Origin of the sequence: Acinetobacter sp. YH16042 (genome assembly GCF_013417245.1) — a bacterium.
In the GTDB taxonomy this organism is placed as follows: Bacteria; Pseudomonadota; Gammaproteobacteria; order Pseudomonadales; family Moraxellaceae; genus Acinetobacter; species Acinetobacter amyesii.
The window spans coordinates 1-21289 of the sequence record NZ_VPEJ01000018.1 but is presented as its reverse complement, the minus strand read 5'-3'; the positions used below and the strand labels follow the sequence as shown (position 1 = coordinate 21289).

The 21289-nt window shown below is 41.3% G+C and carries 17 protein-coding genes and 1 pseudogene; 10 read left to right on the top strand and 8 right to left on the bottom strand.

All coding sequences use genetic code 11. The features are described from left to right. Window positions 1-128 precede the first annotated feature (128 nt). The 3 genes from FTV37_RS12350 to baeS all read right to left on the bottom strand — a co-directional run bounded on the left by FTV37_RS12350 (window position 129) and on the right by baeS (window position 4437). Window positions 129-1826 (bottom strand): carboxypeptidase regulatory-like domain-containing protein, encoded by a 1698-nt coding sequence (locus FTV37_RS12350; RefSeq protein ID WP_180063992.1) that lies wholly within the window; start codon window positions 1824-1826, stop codon window positions 129-131. A gap of 235 nt (window positions 1827-2061) precedes the next feature. Beyond that, a complete protein-coding gene (locus FTV37_RS12345; RefSeq protein WP_111885370.1) occupies window positions 2062-2748 on the bottom strand; it encodes a response regulator in 687 nt (228 codons plus the stop codon). 12 nt (window positions 2749-2760) lie between these two features. Beyond that, window positions 2761-4437 carry a sensor histidine kinase efflux regulator BaeS gene (gene baeS / locus FTV37_RS12340; protein WP_180063991.1) on the bottom strand — a complete coding sequence of 559 codons (1677 nt, stop codon included), beginning with the start codon at window positions 4435-4437 and terminating at the stop codon, window positions 2761-2763. 135 nt (window positions 4438-4572) lie between these two features. Here baeS and FTV37_RS12335 point away from each other — a divergent pair, with 135 nt between their 5' ends. From FTV37_RS12335 to FTV37_RS12325, 3 genes are all read left to right on the top strand, one after another. Next, complete coding sequence (locus FTV37_RS12335) at window positions 4573-5202, top strand: hypothetical protein (protein WP_180063990.1); 630 nt, start codon at window positions 4573-4575, stop codon at window positions 5200-5202. A gap of 317 nt (window positions 5203-5519) precedes the next feature. After that, window positions 5520-7322, top strand: a complete 1803-nt coding sequence (locus tag FTV37_RS12330; RefSeq protein WP_078194152.1) for an acyl-CoA dehydrogenase C-terminal domain-containing protein — start codon at window positions 5520-5522, stop codon at window positions 7320-7322. 193 nt (window positions 7323-7515) lie between these two features. Continuing rightward, on the top strand, window positions 7516-9297 hold the full coding sequence (locus FTV37_RS12325; RefSeq protein ID WP_180063989.1) for an acyl-CoA dehydrogenase C-terminal domain-containing protein: 1782 nt from the start codon (window positions 7516-7518) through the stop codon (window positions 9295-9297). A 123-nt stretch (window positions 9298-9420) separates the two neighbouring features. On the opposite strand, the gene FTV37_RS12320 is transcribed toward FTV37_RS12325, so the two are convergent. Both FTV37_RS12320 and FTV37_RS12315 read right to left on the bottom strand, forming a co-directional pair. Continuing rightward, window positions 9421-9954 (bottom strand): GNAT family N-acetyltransferase, encoded by a 534-nt coding sequence (locus tag FTV37_RS12320; RefSeq protein ID WP_180063988.1) that lies wholly within the window; start codon window positions 9952-9954, stop codon window positions 9421-9423. A gap of 14 nt (window positions 9955-9968) precedes the next feature. After that, the gene (locus FTV37_RS12315) at window positions 9969-10601 is read right to left on the bottom strand and encodes an FMN-binding negative transcriptional regulator (protein ID WP_180064011.1); all 633 of its coding nucleotides are present in this window, start codon (window positions 10599-10601) and stop codon (window positions 9969-9971) included. A 170-nt stretch (window positions 10602-10771) separates the two neighbouring features. On the opposite strand from FTV37_RS12315, the gene FTV37_RS12310 reads away from it, so the two are divergent. Next, a complete protein-coding gene (locus FTV37_RS12310) occupies window positions 10772-11269 on the top strand; it encodes a phosphate-starvation-inducible protein PsiE (RefSeq protein WP_180059425.1) in 498 nt (165 codons plus the stop codon). A gap of 47 nt (window positions 11270-11316) precedes the next feature. On the opposite strand, the gene FTV37_RS12305 is transcribed toward FTV37_RS12310, so the two are convergent. Continuing rightward, entirely contained in the window at window positions 11317-11781 is a 465-nt protein-coding gene (locus FTV37_RS12305; protein WP_078191247.1) for an RcnB family protein, read from the bottom strand. A gap of 182 nt (window positions 11782-11963) precedes the next feature. On the opposite strand from FTV37_RS12305, the gene FTV37_RS12300 reads away from it, so the two are divergent. After that, the gene (locus FTV37_RS12300) at window positions 11964-12422 is read left to right on the top strand and encodes a hypothetical protein (RefSeq protein WP_180063987.1); all 459 of its coding nucleotides are present in this window, start codon (window positions 11964-11966) and stop codon (window positions 12420-12422) included. 87 nt (window positions 12423-12509) lie between these two features. On the opposite strand, the gene FTV37_RS12295 is transcribed toward FTV37_RS12300, so the two are convergent. Both FTV37_RS12295 and znuD read right to left on the bottom strand, forming a co-directional pair. Continuing rightward, window positions 12510-13976, bottom strand: coding sequence for a phospholipase D family protein (locus FTV37_RS12295; protein WP_180063986.1), 1467 nt, complete (start codon window positions 13974-13976; stop codon window positions 12510-12512). A gap of 109 nt (window positions 13977-14085) precedes the next feature. Beyond that, window positions 14086-16170, bottom strand: coding sequence for a zinc piracy TonB-dependent receptor ZnuD (znuD, locus tag FTV37_RS12290; RefSeq protein ID WP_180063985.1), 2085 nt, complete (start codon window positions 16168-16170; stop codon window positions 14086-14088). Between the two features lie 147 nt (window positions 16171-16317). On the opposite strand from znuD, the gene FTV37_RS12285 reads away from it, so the two are divergent. The 5 genes and pseudogenes from FTV37_RS12285 to FTV37_RS18095 all read left to right on the top strand — a co-directional run. Next, window positions 16318-17097 (top strand): DUF4184 family protein, encoded by a 780-nt coding sequence (locus tag FTV37_RS12285; protein WP_180063984.1) that lies wholly within the window; start codon window positions 16318-16320, stop codon window positions 17095-17097. Window positions 17098-17257: 160 nt separating this feature from the next. Next, a complete protein-coding gene (gene aspS, locus FTV37_RS12280; RefSeq protein WP_180063983.1) occupies window positions 17258-19042 on the top strand; it encodes an aspartate--tRNA ligase in 1785 nt (594 codons plus the stop codon). A 315-nt stretch (window positions 19043-19357) separates the two neighbouring features. After that, window positions 19358-20224 (top strand): lysophospholipid acyltransferase family protein, encoded by an 867-nt coding sequence (locus FTV37_RS12275; RefSeq protein ID WP_180063982.1) that lies wholly within the window; start codon window positions 19358-19360, stop codon window positions 20222-20224. 125 nt (window positions 20225-20349) lie between these two features. Next, window positions 20350-20568, top strand: coding sequence for a hypothetical protein (locus FTV37_RS12270; RefSeq protein WP_168378747.1), 219 nt, complete (start codon window positions 20350-20352; stop codon window positions 20566-20568). A gap of 655 nt (window positions 20569-21223) precedes the next feature. Next, window positions 21224-21289: pseudogene (locus FTV37_RS18095) on the top strand (helix-turn-helix domain-containing protein); the annotation flags it as partial.

Sequence of the window (21289 nt, the reverse complement as noted above, 5' to 3'; positions counted from 1 at the left end):
GGCTAATCCCTTTATTCAATCCTTAGATGTAAGACTCCGTCGAATAGACTTAAAAATCATTTTAAAAGTGCATAAGTACTTTTACGTGCGTAACATCAGTAACTTAGATAATTAACATCTATAAGTGCTTATTTACGCTGTGGCTCGTCAGCCCACCGTGCATAACTCTTCGTGCTTTTCAACAAAACGCCCGCTTGTTTTGCAGCGACGCCATTATAGTCCTGAGAGAAACCATCTAAATTTTCATCAAAACTCGCACCATCAAATAATGGGAAAGTTCCGGCTTTTTTCTGAATCACCACATCATCAATCATCCAGCCGCGGAAACCGTTATAAAGTTGATCGACTGTTCTGAATTGGAATTTCAGCTGAACATTGGCCTTGCCTGCATATTCATCTAATGAAATTGCTTCTTGCTGAACAGCAGCTGGTGCAAGGTTAAAACCTAAATTACTGTATGGAATCGGCGCGCGCTCATATGCAGAGGATGGATCTGCCAGCGGGTTTAAACGAGCTAAAGTCTTAAAGCTATTGCCGCCGTCGGTAGAAACTAAAATATTCATCAAGTCGAATCCCTGATTATTTGGATTGACCGACTCAATTTCCCACCATGTTTTAAAGCTTAAACTCAAAGGCGCATGATATTGACTCAGATTAATGACAGGTGAAATCAATTCTCCCCTATTGTCATACTGCGAAGTGCCACCATCAAACTCTGGAGCCGTAGATGAATCACTTAAAGCGCCAATAAAGTTGCCATTTACTTTATCACCATACCAATATGCCGTATTACCTTGCAGTGGCTCAGGCACCTTGCCTTGACTTTGGTCATTCGGCGCTAAGCGTACACGTTGATTCACTTGATTATTACGAATATTGTGACCTTTGTTGAGCAGCTGCCAATCGACATTGGCCACACTAGGCTGTGACCTTGTCCATGCATTGCGAGTAGCAGAGTCCGCTTCAAAAGTTTCACGCCATATGGCATCTGCAGATGTCGTTTCAGGCAGCACTTCAAATTGATAGCCCGATGCAGAAGAAGCAATGACCGTAACTTTTTTCGTAATGGTATTAATTCCTGCACTGCTAATGGTGAGCGTGGCATTTTTTAATGCTTCAAGCAGATCATTGCTCACATTAAATGACAAACTAAAATAACCATTGGCATCGGTCAAAGCACTGACAAATGCGCCATTGGTCGCCGCACCGCCAGATAATGCGACTTGTGCATTCGCCAATGGCTTCCCTTTAAAAATCACTTGACCAGACAATGTTCCGACCACGGCATCATTGACTGGCGCATCACTTAGAGTCTGACAGTCTTGATCTAAACAGTTGAGGACTACATTCAGCACAATGCTCTTATTGGTATTTTTAGGATGGATCAAGAATGCTGAAACTGCAGACTGTCCATTTTTAGTGACCAAAACATAATATGTGCCTGCAGCCAATTTAGGCAGCTTAACGATGCCTTGAGCATTAGCAAGGTAACTTTGACCTTTAAAATGAGTCGCTGTCGGTAAACTATTGATCGGTGGAAATAACTGTTCAGAATCATCCGCTATAATTGTATTCGTTGCTATTTTCAGACTGCCTGCTTGTACTTTTTGCCATTCTTCATCACTTAAAATCTGAATCGACGCAGCATTTAATGCAAGATTATTTACATCCAACAGCGTCAGCTCTTCTACACTTTTTTGTACCATGGCATCGGCAACTGGCTCTGACGGTACGCTTCCTGTCTCATCACGATCACTACCACCACATGCCGTTAAACCCAAGACACCCGTGACCATTATTATTTTTGCAAATGCTATATTTTTCATCTGTTCTGCCCTCTGGCTGTTCCATTTTTAAAAATTGTTATGTCTACATTGAACTCTGCCAGCCCAAACATACTGGTCAATATTCAAGCAAAATAATACCCAATTTCCACTAAATGCGCAAATTTCACATTTTATGTTTTTATTGCTTTGTTTTTCTTGTTTTTAAAATTAATTTAGCTAGGTATGTACAAAAAAACAGGCCAAAGCCTGTCTTTTAGAATTTACAATCTATGTTTTAATCTTCTGGATATTCAAAACGGTAGCCAACGCCATACACGGCTTGAATCCACTCATGACGGTTGCCAGTTTCCGCTGCATCTGAAATCTTACGACGTAAATTTTTAATATGACTATCAATCACACGGTCAGCCACTTCAAAACTGTCTGGGTTAATATGATCAAGCAATTGCGCACGTGAATACACCTGCCCTACATGCTCTAAAAACAACTCAAGTAAACGAAACTCTGTTGGCGTTAAGCTCAACGCTTTTTGTTGATACCAAATACGTTGCTGTGCTTTGTCCATACGGAATAAATCATTCACCTCTGGCTCTGCTTTACGTTCTAAACGACGTAATACCGCTTGCACACGTGCCACCAATTCTTTCGGACTAAACGGTTTGCAGACATAATCGTCAGCACCCATATTGAGCCCCAATACACGGTCAATTTCTTCAGTGCGTGCAGTCACCATAATAATTGGCAGATCAGACTGCTCACGGACTTTACGGCAAATGGTTAAGCCATCCATACGTGGCACCATTAGGTCCAAAATCATTAGACTCGGCTTACGCTGCGTGAAGCTCTCATAGGCTTCTTGACCATCATGAAACATGCTGACTTCAAAGCCTGCAGCCTCTAGATAATCACGCACTAGCTGTGCAAGTTCCACTTCATCTTCAACCAACATGATATGTTTCATGCATGCTTCCTTTTAATATTTCATCTGTTTGGGAAATGTCAATTTGCAACGCAAACCGCCCAATGGAGAATGATCAAAACTCAACTCTCCACCCAATGCTCTAGCTATTTTTACGGATAACGCCAATCCTAATCCTGTACCACCAGTTGCACGCGTACGTGAATCATCCACACGATAGAAACGCTCACCTAAACGTGCCAACTGTTCATCAGTTAAACCAAATGGGCTGTCATCAACATACACGGTCCACTGGGTTTCATCTTGCTCAGTATGAACATGCACTTCACCACCAGCTTCCGTATAACGAATACTGTTACCCAATAAGTTGACCATAATCTGTTTAAAACGGTCTATATCTAATTGTAATGAAGTCCCTTCGCCCATTGCGGTAATTTTCAAATCTGCTTGCTCAAACTTCGGCTTAAAGCTTTCAACCTCTTGGATCACTACATCCCAAGGATTGAGCGTGGTCAAATAACAATTCAGTTGTTGTGCATCGGCTTGTGCCAAATCTGCCAAATCTTTGGTCAATTTTTTCAAACTACTCACTTGATTCAGCATCGAAGTAAAATGCTCTGGCGTTGGCTTACGAATACCGTCCTGCATCGCCTCAATTTGAGCCTGCAACACCGCCAATGGCGTTTTTAATTCATGTGAAGTATCAGCCACCCATTGACGACGTGACGTTTCATGCTGATCGAGAATTACGGCCAACTGATTCAATTCATTCGATAAATCACCAAGCTCATCATTACGGTTCACTGCAACTTGATGTTGATAATTGCCCTTGGTTAATTCACGTGTTCCCATTAACAAACGCTGAATCGGTTTTTTAAAGTATGTTGCCAATAACAATGCTGCAATCAAACTCGCAATAAAACTAAGCACATAAACCAATAATAAATAACGTTTTTGCTTACTAAAGAAGTTAATACTGATCGCATCATCTTGATCGAGGACAGGTTTGAGCCCCAAATATCCCACGATTTGATTATTCACCATAATCGGACGATAAGAAATCTGTTCATCTGTCGGCTCACCCACCACAAATTGGCGCTGTGCATCATATAAAGATAAACGTGAACTCAAGCCCAAGCGGTCAGGCATTTGAATAAACTGTTTTTTACCACCATTGTTGGTATTGTTTTGAGAGGATTGACCGGCATCTTTATCTTTTTCATCCGCATTCGACTCTTTGGGGCGGAACACATTTTGATTCGCGCTTAAAGGAAATTTTAAACCTTCAAAGGGTTGAAACTCAGACGGTAAGTTTTGTTCAAGCCATTTTAGCTCTTCAGTTTTTTGTTCTGCCGTTTGCTGTGGCGTTGCCAACATCGATGCTGCATTCAAACTATGATCTTGGAAATAGCGCTGCTGCAATGCAATGTCATATTGACGACGCAGCCACCACCGAGAGAGACGATCATAGTCATCTGGTGCTGCCTGCCCTTCAATTTGCAGAATCTGTGCCTGAATCGCATTGCCCCAATCATGATAGACCGTATACACATCGGCTAAATTTTCAATGACATGGTCAAGCTTTTGCATCTCGACATCGGCCACATATTTGGTGAAATTACGCTGCATATTCCAATGCAAAACGCCAAGACTTACCGTTGTGATGACGAGCGTCGTCAACAGCACAGTCAGAAACAAGCGTAGGGCAATCGGGATACGACGTATTTTCAAAAGAGAACTCTCATTTTTCTTCTATATTCATTATTGTAGCGAACACGCAACTAAAAAACTCTCCATTGTTTCTACATCTTTATTATTTAATCTTTAACCATCGAAAAAAATATCTAATCTGGTGGGGTAAAGACTATGAAACAAATGACCAAAATGGCTTTAATCGGTGCAAGCGTATTGAGCATGGGTACATTAACTGCCTGTCAATCGACAACCGCACCAAAAGATAACGATCATGGCCGTATGATGAAACAACATCATGGTGATCAAGATCGTCGTATGTCACCTGAGCAACGTGAACATTTTAAACAAATGCGTGCCGAGCAACGTCAAGTGTTTGCTGATATGCAAAAAGCCTGTGATGGCAAGACTACAGGTTCAACAGTTCAAGTAAAAGCTGGCGATAATAGCATTGATGGTACATGTACCATGGTGTTCAAAGCAGACCGTCAAGACATGAAAAAAGCACGTGGTGAACACAAACCAATGCGCGGTGAACACCGTCCAATGCGTGGCGATATGCGTGGTCAGATGCAACGCGGTGAGCCACTGACTGATGCAAAACGTGCAGAACTGACTAAACAGTTTGATCAACGTTTAGCAGAACGCCAAGCGAAGCAACAAGCGATTATGAAAGCATGTCAAGGCAAGACTGATGGCAGTGCAGTTGCCATTAAAGTTGGCGAACAGCAAATCAATGGTAAATGTGAAGTGCGTTTCCAACCTAAAGCCCCTGTTGCCCCAACGCCAGCACCAGTAAAATAATCCAAACTTAGATCGCGATATCATTGCGTAAAAAAGGCACTCCCAGGAGTGCCTTTTTTATTGGACATATCTTTTTACGCTTTTTGACTATTTGTGTCATTCATTTTCAGCCAAAAGTGTTTACACTCAATGCACTTAGCATTTTCAAGGGATATTTCTTTGACTTTACAGTCACCAACAAATCACCCTGAAATGCTTGTACCCAATAAGAAGATGTTGCACGATTAGAACCATTCCAATACGTGTCATTGAAGACACGTTCAAATGTTTATTTAGGATTACTAACGCTGGTAGAAACCAGTATTGAGGAAAACGATATGCCACAATACAAAGCGCCCTTACGTGATATGCAATTTGTTCTGCATGAACTTTTAAAAGCAGAAGATCACTATGCACAACTGCCTGCATTTTCTGACACCGTAAGCCGTGAGTTGGTTGACCAATATCTAGAAGCTGCTGCTGACTTCTGTGAAAATGAACTTTCTCCTCTTAACCAAGTCGGCGACCGTGAAGGTTGTACTTGGAATGATGGCGTTGTCACAACACCAACTGGTTTTAAAGAAGCGTATCAAAAATATATCGAACTCGGTTTCCCATCTCTATCTGCTGAAGAGCAATACGGCGGTCAAGGCTTACCGGTTTCTTTAGGCAATATCATTTCAGAAATGGTGGGTACTTCGAACTGGGCATGGGGTATGTACCCTGGTCTGTCTCACGGTGCTGTCCGCACATTAGAACATCACGGCTCTCAAGAACAAAAAGACACTTACCTGCCTAAACTTGTTTCAGGTGAATGGACAGGTACGATGTGCTTAACAGAATCTCATGCAGGTTCTGACTTAGGTATTATCCGTTCTAAAGCTGAACCACAAGCAGACGGTAGCTACGCAATCTCTGGCGAGAAAATCTTTATCTCTGCTGGTGAACACGACATGGCTGAAAACATCATCCATATCGTCCTTGCTCGTCTACCAGGTGCACCAAAAGGCACGAAAGGTATTTCATTATTCATCGTACCTAAATTCAATGTAAATGCTGATGGCTCAATTGGTGAGCGCAATGCTGTACGTTGTGGTTCGATTGAACACAAAATGGGTATCCATGGTAACGCGACTTGTGTCATCAACTTTGATAACGCAAAAGGCTTCTTGATTGGCCCTGAAAACCGCGGTCTAAACTGCATGTTCACATTCATGAACACTGCACGTATCGGTACTGCTGTACAAGGTCTTTCAGCTTCTGAAGGTGCTTTCCAAGGTGCACTTGCTTACGCAAAAGACCGTTTGGCAATGCGTTCACTTTCAGGCCCTAAAGCACCTGAAAAAGAAGCAGATCCAATTATCGTGCACCCTGCAGTGCGCAACATGCTGCTTACGCAAAAATCATTTGCTGAAGCTGGTCGTGCTCTGGTTTACTTATTATCTTTCCATGCCGATATCGTGGAACAAGGTGCAACGGAAGAAGAACGTAAGTTCTCTGACAACATTTTGTCTCTACTAACTCCAATTGCTAAAGCATTCTTGACTGAAACAGGTTCTGAATCTGCAAAACACGGTGTTCAAGTATTTGGTGGCCACGGCTTCATTTCTGAACATGGTATGGAACAAATTGTACGTGATACACGTATTTCATGCTTGTACGAAGGTACGACTGAAATTCAAGCAATTGACTTGTTAGGCCGTAAAGTATTGGGTACGCAAGGTGCAATGTTGAAAGACTTCACCAAGATCATCCATAAATTTGTTGAAGCTAACAAAGACAACGCTGCCATGAAAGAATTTGTTGAGCCGCTTGCTGCGCTAAACAAAGAATGGGGCGACTTAACCATGCAGATTGGTATGAAAGCAATGCAAAACCCTGAAGAAGTAGGTGCTGCTGCAGTCGATTACCTCTACTTCTCTGGTTATGTGACGCTTGCTTATTTATGGGCTCGCATGGCGCTAGTTGCACAAGAAACTTTAGCTGCAGGAACAACAGATGTTGATTTCTACAATGCAAAAGTAACGACTGCTCGCTTCTACTTCAAGAAAATCTTACCACGCGTTCGCTCTCATGTAGAAGTGATTGCAGGTGGCCTAGATCCTCTTATGGCATTGGATGCAGAACACTTTGCATTCTAATGTGAATATCTAAAACATATTCAAAAAATTGTACTCTTGAGTGCAGAAATAGAGAAAGGACGGTCATAGCATTGGCAGTCCTTTTTCTTTATAAATAGTCCCATAATTTTACTTTGGTCAATTTTCTCCACGCTTTGTGTCGATACAAATTGCCCCAAGTCCACAGATTCAAACAATAAACAGGTGAACGAACATGCCAATTTATAATGCGCCGCTTGCAGATATGAAATTCATCTTAAATGATGTTTTTAAAGCAGAACAATTCTGGCAAAACAACGAAAATCTTGCTCACGTTGATGCTGCAACTGCAGAAGCCATTCTTGAAGAAATGGCAAAATTTGCGCAAAACGTCACTCATCCTTTAAACCGCACAGGTGATGAAGAAGGCGCAACCTATAGCAATGGCAATGTCACGACTCCTGCTGGTTTCAAAGAAGCATTTAAACAATATGCAGAAGGCGGCTGGATTGGTCTAGGCGCAGATGAAGAATGGGGCGGTCAAGGCATGCCAAAAATGCTGACTGTTCTGTCTGACGAAATGCTGTTTGCAACCAACCCATCATTCATGCTCTACCCGCTTCTTTCTGTAGGTGCAGGCATGGCATTAAACAGCTATGCATCACAAGAGCAAAAAGAAACTTATTTACCAAAAATGTATACAGGCGAATGGTCAGGCACCATGTGCTTAACTGAACCGCATGCAGGTACAGATTTAGGTATTATCAAAACTAAAGCCGAACGTAATGAAGACGGTACTTATAACATTACAGGTACGAAGATTTTCATCACTGGCGGTGACCACGACCTTTCTGAAAATATCATCCACTTAGTTTTAGCGAAAACGCCTGATGCGCCTGCGGGCTCACGCGGAATTTCACTATTCATCGTACCTAAATTCTTGGTGAATGCAGATGGTTCATTGGGAGAGCGTAATGCTGTAGGCCCTGGTTCTATTGAACATAAAATGGGGATCAAAGCGTCTGCAACATGTGTGATGAACTTTGATGGCGCGAAAGGCTACCTGGTTGGTAAAGAAAATGAAGGCCTTGCAGCGATGTTCGTCATGATGAACTACGAACGTCTGTCTATGGGTATTCAAGGCCTAGGTGCTTCTGAATTTGCTTATCAAAATGCAGCGCAATATGCGACTGATCGTTTACAAGGCCGTAGCGCTTCTGGCGTTCAATCGCCTGCAAAACCTGCAGACAGCATCTTAGTTCATGGTGATGTACGTCGTATGTTGCTGAACGCACGTGCCAACAATGAAGCGTCTCGTGCATTTGCGGTTTATGTTGGTCAACAACTGGACATTACCAAGTTCTCTACTGACCCAGAAGCAGTCAAAGCAGCCAATAACCGTGTTGCGCTGTTAACACCTATTGCGAAAGCGTATTTAACAGATACAGCTTTCCAAGCAACGCTAGATGCCCAAATGGTCTTCGGTGGTCACGGCTTTATTCGTGAATGGGGTATGGAACAATGTATCCGTGACCTGCGTATCGCACAGATTTACGAAGGGACCAACGGCGTTCAATCTCAAGACTTAATTGGTCGTAAAACCATTAAGTGCAATGGTGAATTCATTGCTGAATATATCCAAGAAATTCGTGATTTTGCCAACAACTTAGATGCCAGCTTGAACTACATCAAAGATGCAACATTAGATGCAGCAGCTGAAGTTGAAGCTGTGACTCAATATGTACTTGAAGCTGCTCGTGAAAACATTGAATTCCCGAACTCAGCAGCAGTTGATTACTTACATGCTGTAGGCCTACTCAGCTTTGCCTATATGTTTGCCCGCATTGCAGATGCAGCAAAAAACAAAGATGGCGAGTTCTACCAAAACAAACTTGCACTGACTCTTTACTTCACGCAGCGTATTTTGCCTGAATTGGCTTTACGCATTGCTAAAGTGAAAGCAGGTTCTGAAGTGATCATGAACTTCTCTGAAGATTACTTTACCAACCAAGCTTAATTAGCCGTACAAAATCAAAAATGCCCGATTTATCGGGCATTTTTTTATTTTACTGCTCTTATTACATAAACACTGAGTGCAACTTTTTCAAAAAATCATAAGCATATTTACTTATTCATAATCTCATAATTCCATTCGATATGTAAAACAAGAATGGAGCTGATCGTCTAGCATTGGAAATGTAGCCCAATGCGTTGTATCTTTATCTTGTTTAAATCCTGCCTTCATTAAGACATTTTGTGATGCTAGATGTTCCTCAGCACAAAAAGATGAAACAACCTTCGTGACATGATTCTGCTTTAAATACTTAATTCCTCCAATTAAAGCCTCAGTCATATAACCACAACCATGAAAATTCCCCCCTAACCCAAAATGTATTTCTCCATGGTTTTCTTGATTGAAGAAATACAGTAAGCCCATCGCTAAATGCGTATTCTTATCACTAATCACCCATGCAAAATCAGGATTGTGTATCGACCAATAATGATCTGCCCACTTTTCTAAAACACTCTTAGTCTGTTGAATCGTTTTATGTGGCAACCGCTGCAGATAACGAGTTGCTTCTATATTCGAAAAATATGTATCAAATAATGAAATTTCATCTCCTAACTGATACTTTCTCAGGCATAAACGTTCAGTTTCAATCATATTGGGCATGATTGTTTAGCCTGTTATTTCATGGGATAAAATTTTTTGATCGACTCCGCCATTTCAGCATTCGACCTTTCCAAAGCTTTTTCCACATTCATTGCATCTATAGCGCTGCGATTTTGACTCACTTTAAATTTCCCGATCATCGACTGAATATCGATTTCAATTGCTACAATTTTTTCCAGTTGTTCCGCAATAAAATCATGAGGCGCATCGCCCATTTTCCATGGCACGGGTTGGCTTGCTTCATGTTGTCGAGTCAACCGAGCCAGAACCCCTCGTAAATATTTTTCATCGTCAACTTTACGAATTGTGCCTTTGACATGCACCACACGGTAATTCCATGTCGGCACAACGCGATGATGTTCCTGCTTGCCGTCATACCAATTTGGCGAAATATATGCTTCGTCGGCATGAAAAATCACATAGGTTTGTGCTGACTGATTTAGCAATTCAAACATTGGATTGGCCTTAGCAATATGACCGCGTAATATACCCAATTCGCCTGACTCAGTGTCATATTCTAGTGGTAAATGATTCACTTCCAACTCACCATTGGGTGCCGTCAGTATTACTGTCGCCAAAGCATGCTTACGCATAAGATCAATCAGATCAAGGAGTTCATTCTGTTTAAAATGCGTTGGTTGATACATCGTCGCTTCATTCTTATAGGACAAAATTTAAGCTCAAACTTAACATTAAAGACTTTATTTAACCTAAAAAATATTTTTGTCATATGCGCTTCATGTGCATGAAATTTGCTTGGTATTTAATGACTTGTTCTTGATTGAATATTCACGCAATTTACACAGGAGGAAGATATATGACACACCGTGATCCTAAAGTAGAAAAAATTGAAGCCCTCCTCGACCGACTTGGCAATCTTGCTGTAGAAGGTTTTCATTATCTTGCGCTGTTTGTCATCGGCTGTATGATCTTATGGTCTGCGGGTCATACCATTTTTGAAATTATTACAGTTAAGCAATTCGCCACGATTGACGATATTTTATTATTGTTTATTTACCTCGAACTCGGTGCCATGGTTGGTATTTATTTTAAAACCAACCACATGCCTGTTCGCTTCCTGATTTATATTGCTATTACTGCCCTGACCCGTTTACTGATTTCGGACATTCAACATGACCATAAAGCGGATATGGGCTTGGTCATTACTACAGGTTCGATCCTCATCCTTGCTGTGGCCATTTTGATTGTGCGCTATGCCTCTTGGACATATCCTTCGGTTATTCGAGATAAGCATTCCGAGAAGCCACTGCCTGAAGGAAAAACCCCACGTCCGCAAGATGATGAGTTAGCTTAGTCTTATTAAAGCCCCTCTTTTTTAAGGAGGGGTTTGGGGAGATTAAATTACCGATTCGGCACTAATACATAGCGACCATTTTCAAAGATCCAATACATGCCACTTGGGGGTGCTGGTAAACCAATCCGTTTCCAATCGCTGATAAAGGTATAGGTCGAACTGGAAATACTGGCACTCGCAGGATCGCCATTGACCCAACTATAGCTTTGTGAATTTTGAGTAATCGTGGTCGGTGCATTGTATTGAATGCTAATGCCACTCTGAGGATACTGCGGATAAGGTCGATTTGGATATTGCGGATAAACCGGCGGACGACTTGGATACTGAGGATAATGTTGAGGATAATTCGGCGCATGCTGCGGATAGCCAGGCCGATTCATCGACGGTGGACGGTGTTGTGGTTTTGATGTATCTACACCTTGGTAATTTGCCCATTTGTTTTCCGCAAAAGTACTGGCTGAAGCACTGATCAGCATCACACCTGCAATCGCATAGAATAATGTGGTTTTCACTTAAGCTCTCCTCAACGGTTTATACGCTCAGTATAAATTCCATTGTAGGAGAAAAAATGGATAAAAATCCATCAAATGCAATAATTTGTTAAATCATCCACCCGATTCGGATCAGCAGATGATGCACTCGATTTTCGACGGAATATGCTAAGATGCCTTTTATTTCGTAGTGGATCAACGCTGTGTCTGAATTAAGTTTTGACCGACTTCATCAATTTTTTTCTAAAGTTCCAAGTATTCAAGAACAACTCATTGACTCGTACGGAACCGATGGTAAAACTGCTTGGTGGTTTAAATTTCAAATCAATGTCGACCATCCTTTGGCATGGCAAACTGTTCAAGAGTTGGGTCACGTTTTAAATTATATTTCCAAGAACGAACGTTTACCGACACAGTTTTTACCTGTTTCTCCACCACCGTATATGAATGGTGAAGCCAAACAATTTTTATCATGGGTGATTCAATGTAACCATGCCGATTTTCCACCAGATATCATCTGTGACTGGTTAGAAGCTCGTTTGCCACAACCAGTAGATGATGCCGATAAATGGAAAATCAAAACCGATATTAAAGAATTGGATCAAATGACGGATAAAGATTTAGATCAAATCGTTCCGCCGAATCCTGTACCGAAGAATTAAAACTGATTAAGTTCCTCCTAACCTCCCTTTAAAAAAGGGAGGAAAGTCCCTCTTTAAAAAAGAGGGATTTGGGAGATTAAGACAATTCTAAAAAGTAGATATTCCGCTCCATTCCATAAAGCGATACAACACATATTTCAAGGTCGATTCATCCGCATATTTACTATAATCGACACTCATTTGTTTACCATCCAGATTTGACCAAGCCGTATTGAAGTACTGTGATGCATCTTTAAAAACTTGCGCATCTTTCAGACCAATCACGCGTAAATCCGTTTCTAAATTATAGTTTTTCAAGTTACGCGCCGTGAAATTTGCCGAACCTAAAATCATATCGGCTTGATAAGCAGTTCGTTTTAAAATCATCTTGCTATGGCACTGCTCACCATGGGTATTACACCAACGTACATCAATACCCGCATCATGTAATTCGGATGCTACAGGTCGATTTGGAATGCCATTTTTAGTCCGCCCAAAAGCATCCTTATTCGGATCGAGTAATACACGAACTTTCACGCCACGTTCATGCGCAGCAATGAGTGCCTTGGTAATTTTACGTTCTGACAAGTAGAACATAGCAATATCAATTTCAGTTCCAGCTTTCTTCGCACTATCAATTAAGTCGAGTGTGGCATCATAAATGGCTTTTTCAGTCAGCACTTGAACCTGTGGCTGAGTTTTCGCGGCTTCAACATCTTTAATCACTACAAATGGAATATTGGCTTTGGACATCATGCCTACGGCTTGCTCGGTCTTTAATAGATCAATTGCAGTCATTCCCTTTACAGTCAGGGCAACATTCGAATGTCGCGAACTACCATCATGTGGATTCATAGAGGTGACTAAGCCTTTCCACCCATCTACGGTATCCACCACCAAAGTTTTTCGGTGATTGGCTTTAAAGTTGAAAAGATCCATATAACTGCGGATCGTCACTTTCTCGGTTCCCAATGGGTTCGGTAACCAGCCTTGTTCAGGATTATTGCCAATATCTTGACAGCAGATATACCAAAAACCTGACCATGCTGGGTTGGATGCACGAAGCGGTACCAAATTGGTTTCGATTAACTCAATTCCACCTTGACGCAATTGACGATAATGTTCAGGTTGAATGCCACCATAGACGGAGTTCACTGGATCAGTAATGACAAAAATTTCAACTTGTGGTGATAATCGACGCTTAATAATCAGCGCATCAGTTAATTCTTGCGTAAGCTGCTCATGTTCAAGTTGAGAGTCGCCCACTTGCTGATTAAACAAGAACATATCCATCACAATGGTGGATTGTGCTTCCTCAATCATTTTCAGCATTTCTTTAAAAATGCGATGTTCCTGTTGCTGCTTTCCTTGCGCATCGATATAGGTTTCATCCACTAAAAAGTTCACTTCGGCATGGCGAAGTTTTCCTGTGTAGTTCAGCCCTTCGGGGAGTGATTTCAGCGTGTGATAAGTTGCCGATGCCAAATAACCTAAAACCAATAAACCAATGACCACGCCCACATAGCGACGACGTGACCAATTGAGCTTGTGATGTATTCGTTGAATGATGCGCATAAGAAAAAACCTAGTCTAATGCGCTCAGACTAGGTTTTATTCATTGATTTTTCAAGAGGATTTCTGTGACTTAACCTAGACTTACTTAGAAAAGTCTGTGCAAATTCAATTAGAAACCAAATTCAAGACCGACCGTAAAATTACGACCGACTTGAGGAATATTGGCAAGGAATGACGTGTGAGAATAAACATCTTCATCCAATAAATTGTTGGCTTTGAAATAGACTCGATAATCATTTTGATCTTTCAACTGACCACTATAGGCCACACCCAAGTTCACCATGTTGTAGCCATCTGTTTCACGCTCAAATGCAGTGATTTTGTCTTGTTTGAATACATGTGAATATTCTGCAAGACCTGACCAACCATCGGCAAAGTCAACATCGACCTTGGTTCCTAAGCGCCCTGCAGGCACACGTGGCGCATTTTCACCATCAATTTTGCCGCGTACATAATCACCAAAGACACTGAGTTTATACATGTCATTTACTGCATAACCCACTTGAGCTTCCGCGCCATAGAACTTGGCTTTGTCTTGGGTGTAATCAACTAAGCGGAAGTTTTCAAAATTATCTTTGGTTGCAGCATAAATGTAGTTGTCATACCAGTTGTGATACACATGAACGTGATAATCCAACTGATCTTTTTCATAATGGAAACCTAATTCTAGATTATTAGATTTTTCAACATCTAGATTTTCATTCCCACGTTCATAGGTATTGGTCGCAAAATGCTTGCCATCTGCATACAGCTCTTGCGCCAACGGTAAACGCTCTTGATGAGAACCCACCAAGGACAATTTATAATTGGGTGCAAACGCCCAATTCACAGCACCTGAATAAGAGATGCCATAATCATCATAATCTTTTTGTGCAGAATCGATTTGAATTTTCTGCTGATCGACACGGGCGCCCAGCTCGACATGAAAATCACCAAATTGTTTATGTTCTAAACCAAATACACTCCATTTTTGGGTTTTATTTGGGTTCATCAATGACTCTTCGCCACTGATATTGAGCTTTTGCTGATTGTACTGGGTACCGATTACCCCTTCCCAATCCGCAACTGGGTTATGCACCAACTCTAAACGGCCATCATAGCCCTGACTTTTAAAGGTAGTTGCCGCTGTATCACCTTCAATTTCATCATGTTGATAATCGGTATAACTTGCATGTGCACGGATTTTTTGGAAGCCCGCAAACGGATTCGCAAGTTCGGTACGAAAATCATAACGTTCTGACTTTAAATCGACCCACGGACCAGCAGCATCATGGTCATGATCGTGGTCGTCATGGGCAGAATGGTCATGCTCATCGCTGTGATCATGATTATCATGCCCGTCACAATGCAAATGATCATCATGTGGATGGCAGCTTTCATATTCATGGCTATGACCTGGCAAGCCATATTGATCCTGACGATTCGTATAAGACAGTCCAGCAAAACCACGATCATGAATCCATGACGTGCCCACACTGACATTTTGCCCTTCTGCAAAAGTGTTGCCAACGCGGCGTTCTTTTTCTAATTCACCATCATGATCATGGAAATAATTGGGTGCAATATAGTCATTGGCTTTGCGTTTCGAACCTTCTACACGGATGGCAAATTGCTCACCTAAAGCAGCCGTCACACCGGCACTCGCCAATTTTTCATCACTGCCTGAGTTATAACGAACCCCAACTTGCCCTTCATAACCTTTATCAGGAATAGAGGTAGGAATCTTTTGATCCGTCACATTAACCAAACCGCCAACTGTGCCTGCCGCGTATAACAGTGTTGATGGCCCACGGATCACTTCAATTTGTTTTGCCAAAATCGGATCTACCGTAACCGCATGGTCAGGAGATAAAGTCGAAACATCTGCAGTTTCTGAGGCGTGTTCTAAGACTTTGACACGAGGGCCATCTTGACCACGCAGCACAGGACGACTTGAACCTGCACCAAACTGATTTGAATATACACCCGGCTGTCCGGCTAACGCATCACCAATTGTGACGCCACCTTGTGCAAGGGCTTTATGTTGAATGACATTATCGGCAACAGCAAAATCTGCCGCACTTTGGTTTAAGGGATGGACCTGAACATTAATGGCTTCGAGCTTTTGTACCTGTTGTTCTGGGTCATCGGCATAAAGGTTGGGTGCAATCACTGCAAAAATCGAAACAGTTATTAAATTCTTATGAAAAGACATGTTGGAGAGACTCAAATCAGGCTATTTTTGAATAATGTTATAATATAACATTCCATTCGTTTTGCAATAAAAAACATTCTAATCTGCCCAAATCATATACACTCACCGATACTACATTGTATTTATTCATATATTTATTTTAGTTCAATGCCTTTTACCATATCCCATGCTGTACTCGCACCGCCTATTTCCAAGTTAAGCGGAAACCGCCTGCCTATTGCAGCACTCGCAATTGGTAGCATGGTGCCGGATTTATTCCGTTTATTTACTAATGCTGACTACAATGGATCCCATCAATGGTCGGGGTTAATTGTTCCAAACTTAATCCTTGGTTTGCTGTTTTGTGTGCTGTGGTATGTGCTCTATCGCCCGATGTTATTTGCTTTTTTTGGTTTAAATAAGCCGCTGCATCTACAGAGTCTTAATCAATGTTGTGGGTTTATCCTCAGCCTCATCCTCGCACTCATCATTGGAACTTCGACGCATATTGTTTGGGATGGCTTGACCCATGTTGACTTTCGCACCTTTGCTTTTAAGGATCTGTTAAGTCTGCCGATTCAATTTTTCGGTCATTCATATCCCCTACATCGTGTGTTGCAAATTGGATTATCTGGATTGGCGCTCCCCGTTTTAGCATGGATGATTTATCGTCATCATCTTCACTATCGAAGTATAGTAAGCATCCCCACATCCATCAAAGTCTATGTATATGGTTTAGCGGCCCTGTCTTTAGCTGCGGGAATCGCAAGTTATTTTTATTTTGCTGACAGTATTTACTCAGATGCCTTTGTGCATGACCTGTATGCCTATGTCGGCAAAGCCATTAATTATTTTTTTCGTGCATTTTTGGCCACGTTTAGCCTTGGTAGTCTGATATTTCTGATCTTAAGCAAGAGCACTAACATTTTTTCTACGTCATCGGCTTAAGCCCTTCATTGACCGAAAATTTGCTGTAAATTTGGCTGTTTTAGCAATAAGTCCTTGTGACAAAACAGCCAAAAAGAGGCATAATCCCCTATTCGAATAAAAGCGGTACGCTGTTTACGTATTCGCTGACCTTAACCCATATAGTTGGATTTCTAACGCTATGATGCGAACTCATTACTGCGGCTCACTTACTGAAGCCCAAATTGACCAAACCGTTACATTATGCGGTTGGGTTCACCGTCGCCGTGACCACGGTGGTGTAATCTTCCTTGACATGCGCGACCGTGATGGCCTTGTTCAAGTAGTGATTGACCCTGATACTCCTGAAGCTTTCGCGACTGCTGATAAATCACGTTCAGAATTCGTATTAAAAATTACAGGCCGTGTACGTCGTCGTTACGCAGGTACTGAAAACGCGAATATGACTAGCGGTCAAATCGAAGTTCTTGGTAAAGAAATCGAAGTGCTTGCTGGTTCAGAAACTCCGCCATTCCCATTGAATGACGACAACACAAATATTTCTGAAGAAGTACGTTTGAAATATCGTTTCTTGGATATCCGTCGTCCAGAAATGTTAGATCGTCTTCGTTTCCGTTCTAAATTGACTAACCTAATTCGTAACTACTTCGAAGAAAATGGTTTCTTAGACGTTGAAACACCTATTTTAACGCGTGCGACTCCTGAAGGTGCACGTGACTACTTAGTACCAAGCCGTGTTTCTAACGGTAGCTTCTATGCGCTTCCACAATCTCCACAGCTATTCAAACAGTTGTTGATGGTGGGTGGTATTGATCGTTACTACCAAATCGCGAAATGTTTCCGTGATGAAGATTTACGTGCTGACCGTCAGCCTGAATTCACACAAATCGACGTTGAAACATCGTTCATGAGTGACGATGACATTATGGATTTGATGGAACGTTTAACGGTTAAGATGTTCAAAGAACTTCTAAACGTTCAGTTCGACAAGTTCCCACGTATGACGTATGCAGATGCAATGCGTGACTATGCATCTGATAAACCTGACTTACGTATTCCTTTGAAATTGGTTGACGTTGCAGACATGATGCAAGACGTTGAGTTCAAAGTATTCGCAGGTCCTGCAAAAGATCCTAAAGGCCGTATTGTTGCGCTTCGCGTACCAGGTGCTAGCGCGCTTCCACGTAGCCAAATTGACGAATACACTAAATTCGTTGGCATTTATGGCGCGAAAGGCTTGGCTTACATCAAAGTCAACGAACTTGAAAAAGGTATTGAAGGTCTTCAATCTCCAATCGTTAAATTCATCGAGCCAATCGTGCTTGATCTATTGAAACGTGTTGGCGCTGAAAATGGCGATATCGTATTCTTCGGTGCAGATAAAGCGAAAATCGTAAACGATGCGATGGGTGCTTTACGTATTAAAGTCGGTCACGACATGAAACTTGCAACTTGCGAGTGGGCGCCACTTTGGGTTGTTGACTTCCCAATGTTCGAAGAAACTGATGACGGTAAATGGACGTCTGTTCATCACCCATTCACGCTGCCAAAATCAAGCGTTGAAGAAGTGAAGAACAACCCAGGTGCTGCACTTTCTGTTGCTTACGATATGGTATTGAACGGTACTGAAATCGGTGGTGGTTCATTACGTATCTTCAATCTAGAAATGCAAAAAGCGATCTTTGAAGCGCTTGGTATTTCTGAAGAAGAAGCAGAAGAGAAATTCAGCTTCTTGCTTAACGCCTTGAAATTCGGTGCGCCTCCTCACGGTGGTTTAGCATTCGGTCTTGATCGTTTAGTGATGTTGATGACTGGTGCATCTTCTATCCGTGACGTGATTGCATTCCCGAAAACTAAGACTGCGGAATGTCCTTTAACTCAAGCGCCTGCGCCAGTTGAAGCGAACCAATTACGTGACTTAGGTATTCGCTTACGTGAAAAACCAAAAGCTGAAGAATCTAAATAATCTTACATTTTAAGATTTAGATTTTAAGGTTCAAAAAACCCTGCGCTATGCAGGGTTTTTTTATTTCAACCTACAAAAGGTGGTCGAAAACCTACAAAACATAAATTAAAGATTTGATTGACTTTGCTAATATCAAAACGCTTCAAGTACGTTATGATGATGCACCACTTCGTTTGAGCAATGGACAGCTCAATTTTCCACTTCCAATTATTTTGTTTTTAGATTCAGATCTTTTTGTACTTTTCACTGAATAAGTCCGGTCTCTTGGCAAAATTTATTTTATCCCATGCTGTCAATTTTGAGACCTTGTGATTCATGTACTTTATATTCAAAATCATCGCGCTATTGCCACTTTGGCTGTTACAAAACTTGGCCTTGATGATCGCGTTTATTCTTAATCTATTTAATTCATCGATCAAACGTATCACTAGCATCAACATTCAACTGGCCTACCCCGATTTGTCAGAGACTGCGCAGAGACAGCTCATCAATCAAAGTATCCGCAGCCAATGCCTGACCTATATTGAATTTATTAAATGTTGGGGCATGCCGCCAAGTTATAGCCTGAGCTTATTGAAAAACATTTATGGTGAAAATATCCTCACGGAAGCACTGGCAAATAAAAAAGGTGTGATCGTGGTGGTTCCTCATTTTGGCTGCTGGGAATTACTCAATGCATGGCTGAATCTGTATACAGAACCCATGATTATGTATAAACCAAATAAAAATAAAGGAATCAATCGGTATCTGTTAGAAGCACGTGAGAAGTTTAATGCAACCCTAGTCCCGACAGATGAAACAGGGATCCGTGCCATTTTTAAACATTTGAAACAAGGTGGTCTGACGGTCATTTTACCTGATCATTTACCAAAGCCTTCAGGCGGCATTTATTCCAATTTTTTTGGGCAAAATACTTTATCGATCACACTTGTTTCAAAACTTGCTGCAAAAACCCAATGCAATGTCATTGGATTAAGTTGTATCCGACAACCTAACTTAAGGCACTTTGATGTGCATTGCCAAACCTTAGCAGAAGAGATTTCCTCTAAAGATTTACAATGCTCAGTCGACGCACTGAACATCGCGATGCAAGACATCATTAACCAAGCACCTGAACAGTATATCTGGTCTTATAAACGCTTTCGGGTCTGCTTTGGCAACATCAATATGTACCGTAAATAAAGGTGATCTGAACAAAACTCAACCTTAAGATTTGTGTATCACGGGTTTGGATTAATCTTATTCAATTGAGATCGATTATCGACAGTGGCATAATAGCCTCAATTTCCACTTTAAGTGATTCTCCTATGGCTATGCGTCCTGAAGTCCGTCGTCGTGCAATCGTGTTGATTGTTTTTTCTGTCGTACAATGGTTGTTCATGCGCTACATTTTAGCCAATGAATTATTCAACTTAACCACCTATAACCGAATCGTTTTATTCTGTGTCAGCAGCCTTGCAGGTGCATTATTAATCTTTGTCGGTTTGATTTATATGGTGTTGAAAGGTAATGCGGAGAAGGAATGACTCTATTCCTCTTTTTCCCAAAATAAAAATTATACAGGTTGGCATCTGTAGGTATTTTATAATGGCAACCAAATACATATACAAGCTAAGCCAATTGGACTTTCATCGTTACGCCTTAGCTTGTCATATCAGGTTGAAATTTTTATAGAATATTCCACTCCACAACTGGGATTTTCAACTAAGCACCTGATTTTATATAGCCGTCAACCCATATGATCAGAGAAAGTTTTAAATTCACTTTAGCATCTATTTCGATAATTTTTTAGAATCATATTTCTTACCAACACATAAAATACCAGCCAACTCTATATCGAATGCATCAAGTAGATTCGGTGCAATTTATACATTATCTGTCCCCCATAAGTATCCTCAGCTAAATGTATTTTGAGGTTATTTCCAAAGATGTTTATTTGCAATACGGAGTGTACCAACTGCATTTTGATGAGCATCAGCCTCAATAAACAAGCACTCTAAATCATCAGATTTTGACATTTATCCAAATATTTTTAGTAAATTGCAAAATCAATAACTACTTGGATATCTATTCTTCTTTCATCTGAACATTTTTTTCTGTTTTTAAGGTTAAATGAAACTATAAGTTGACAAAAATAACTAATCATGCGAAAAGGTTTTTTTAGTTAACAGATGTTCACACATGCCTCGGATTGTTTCTGTACCACTTAGTTTAGAACAGCGAGAACGACTCATTTTTCTGGCCAAA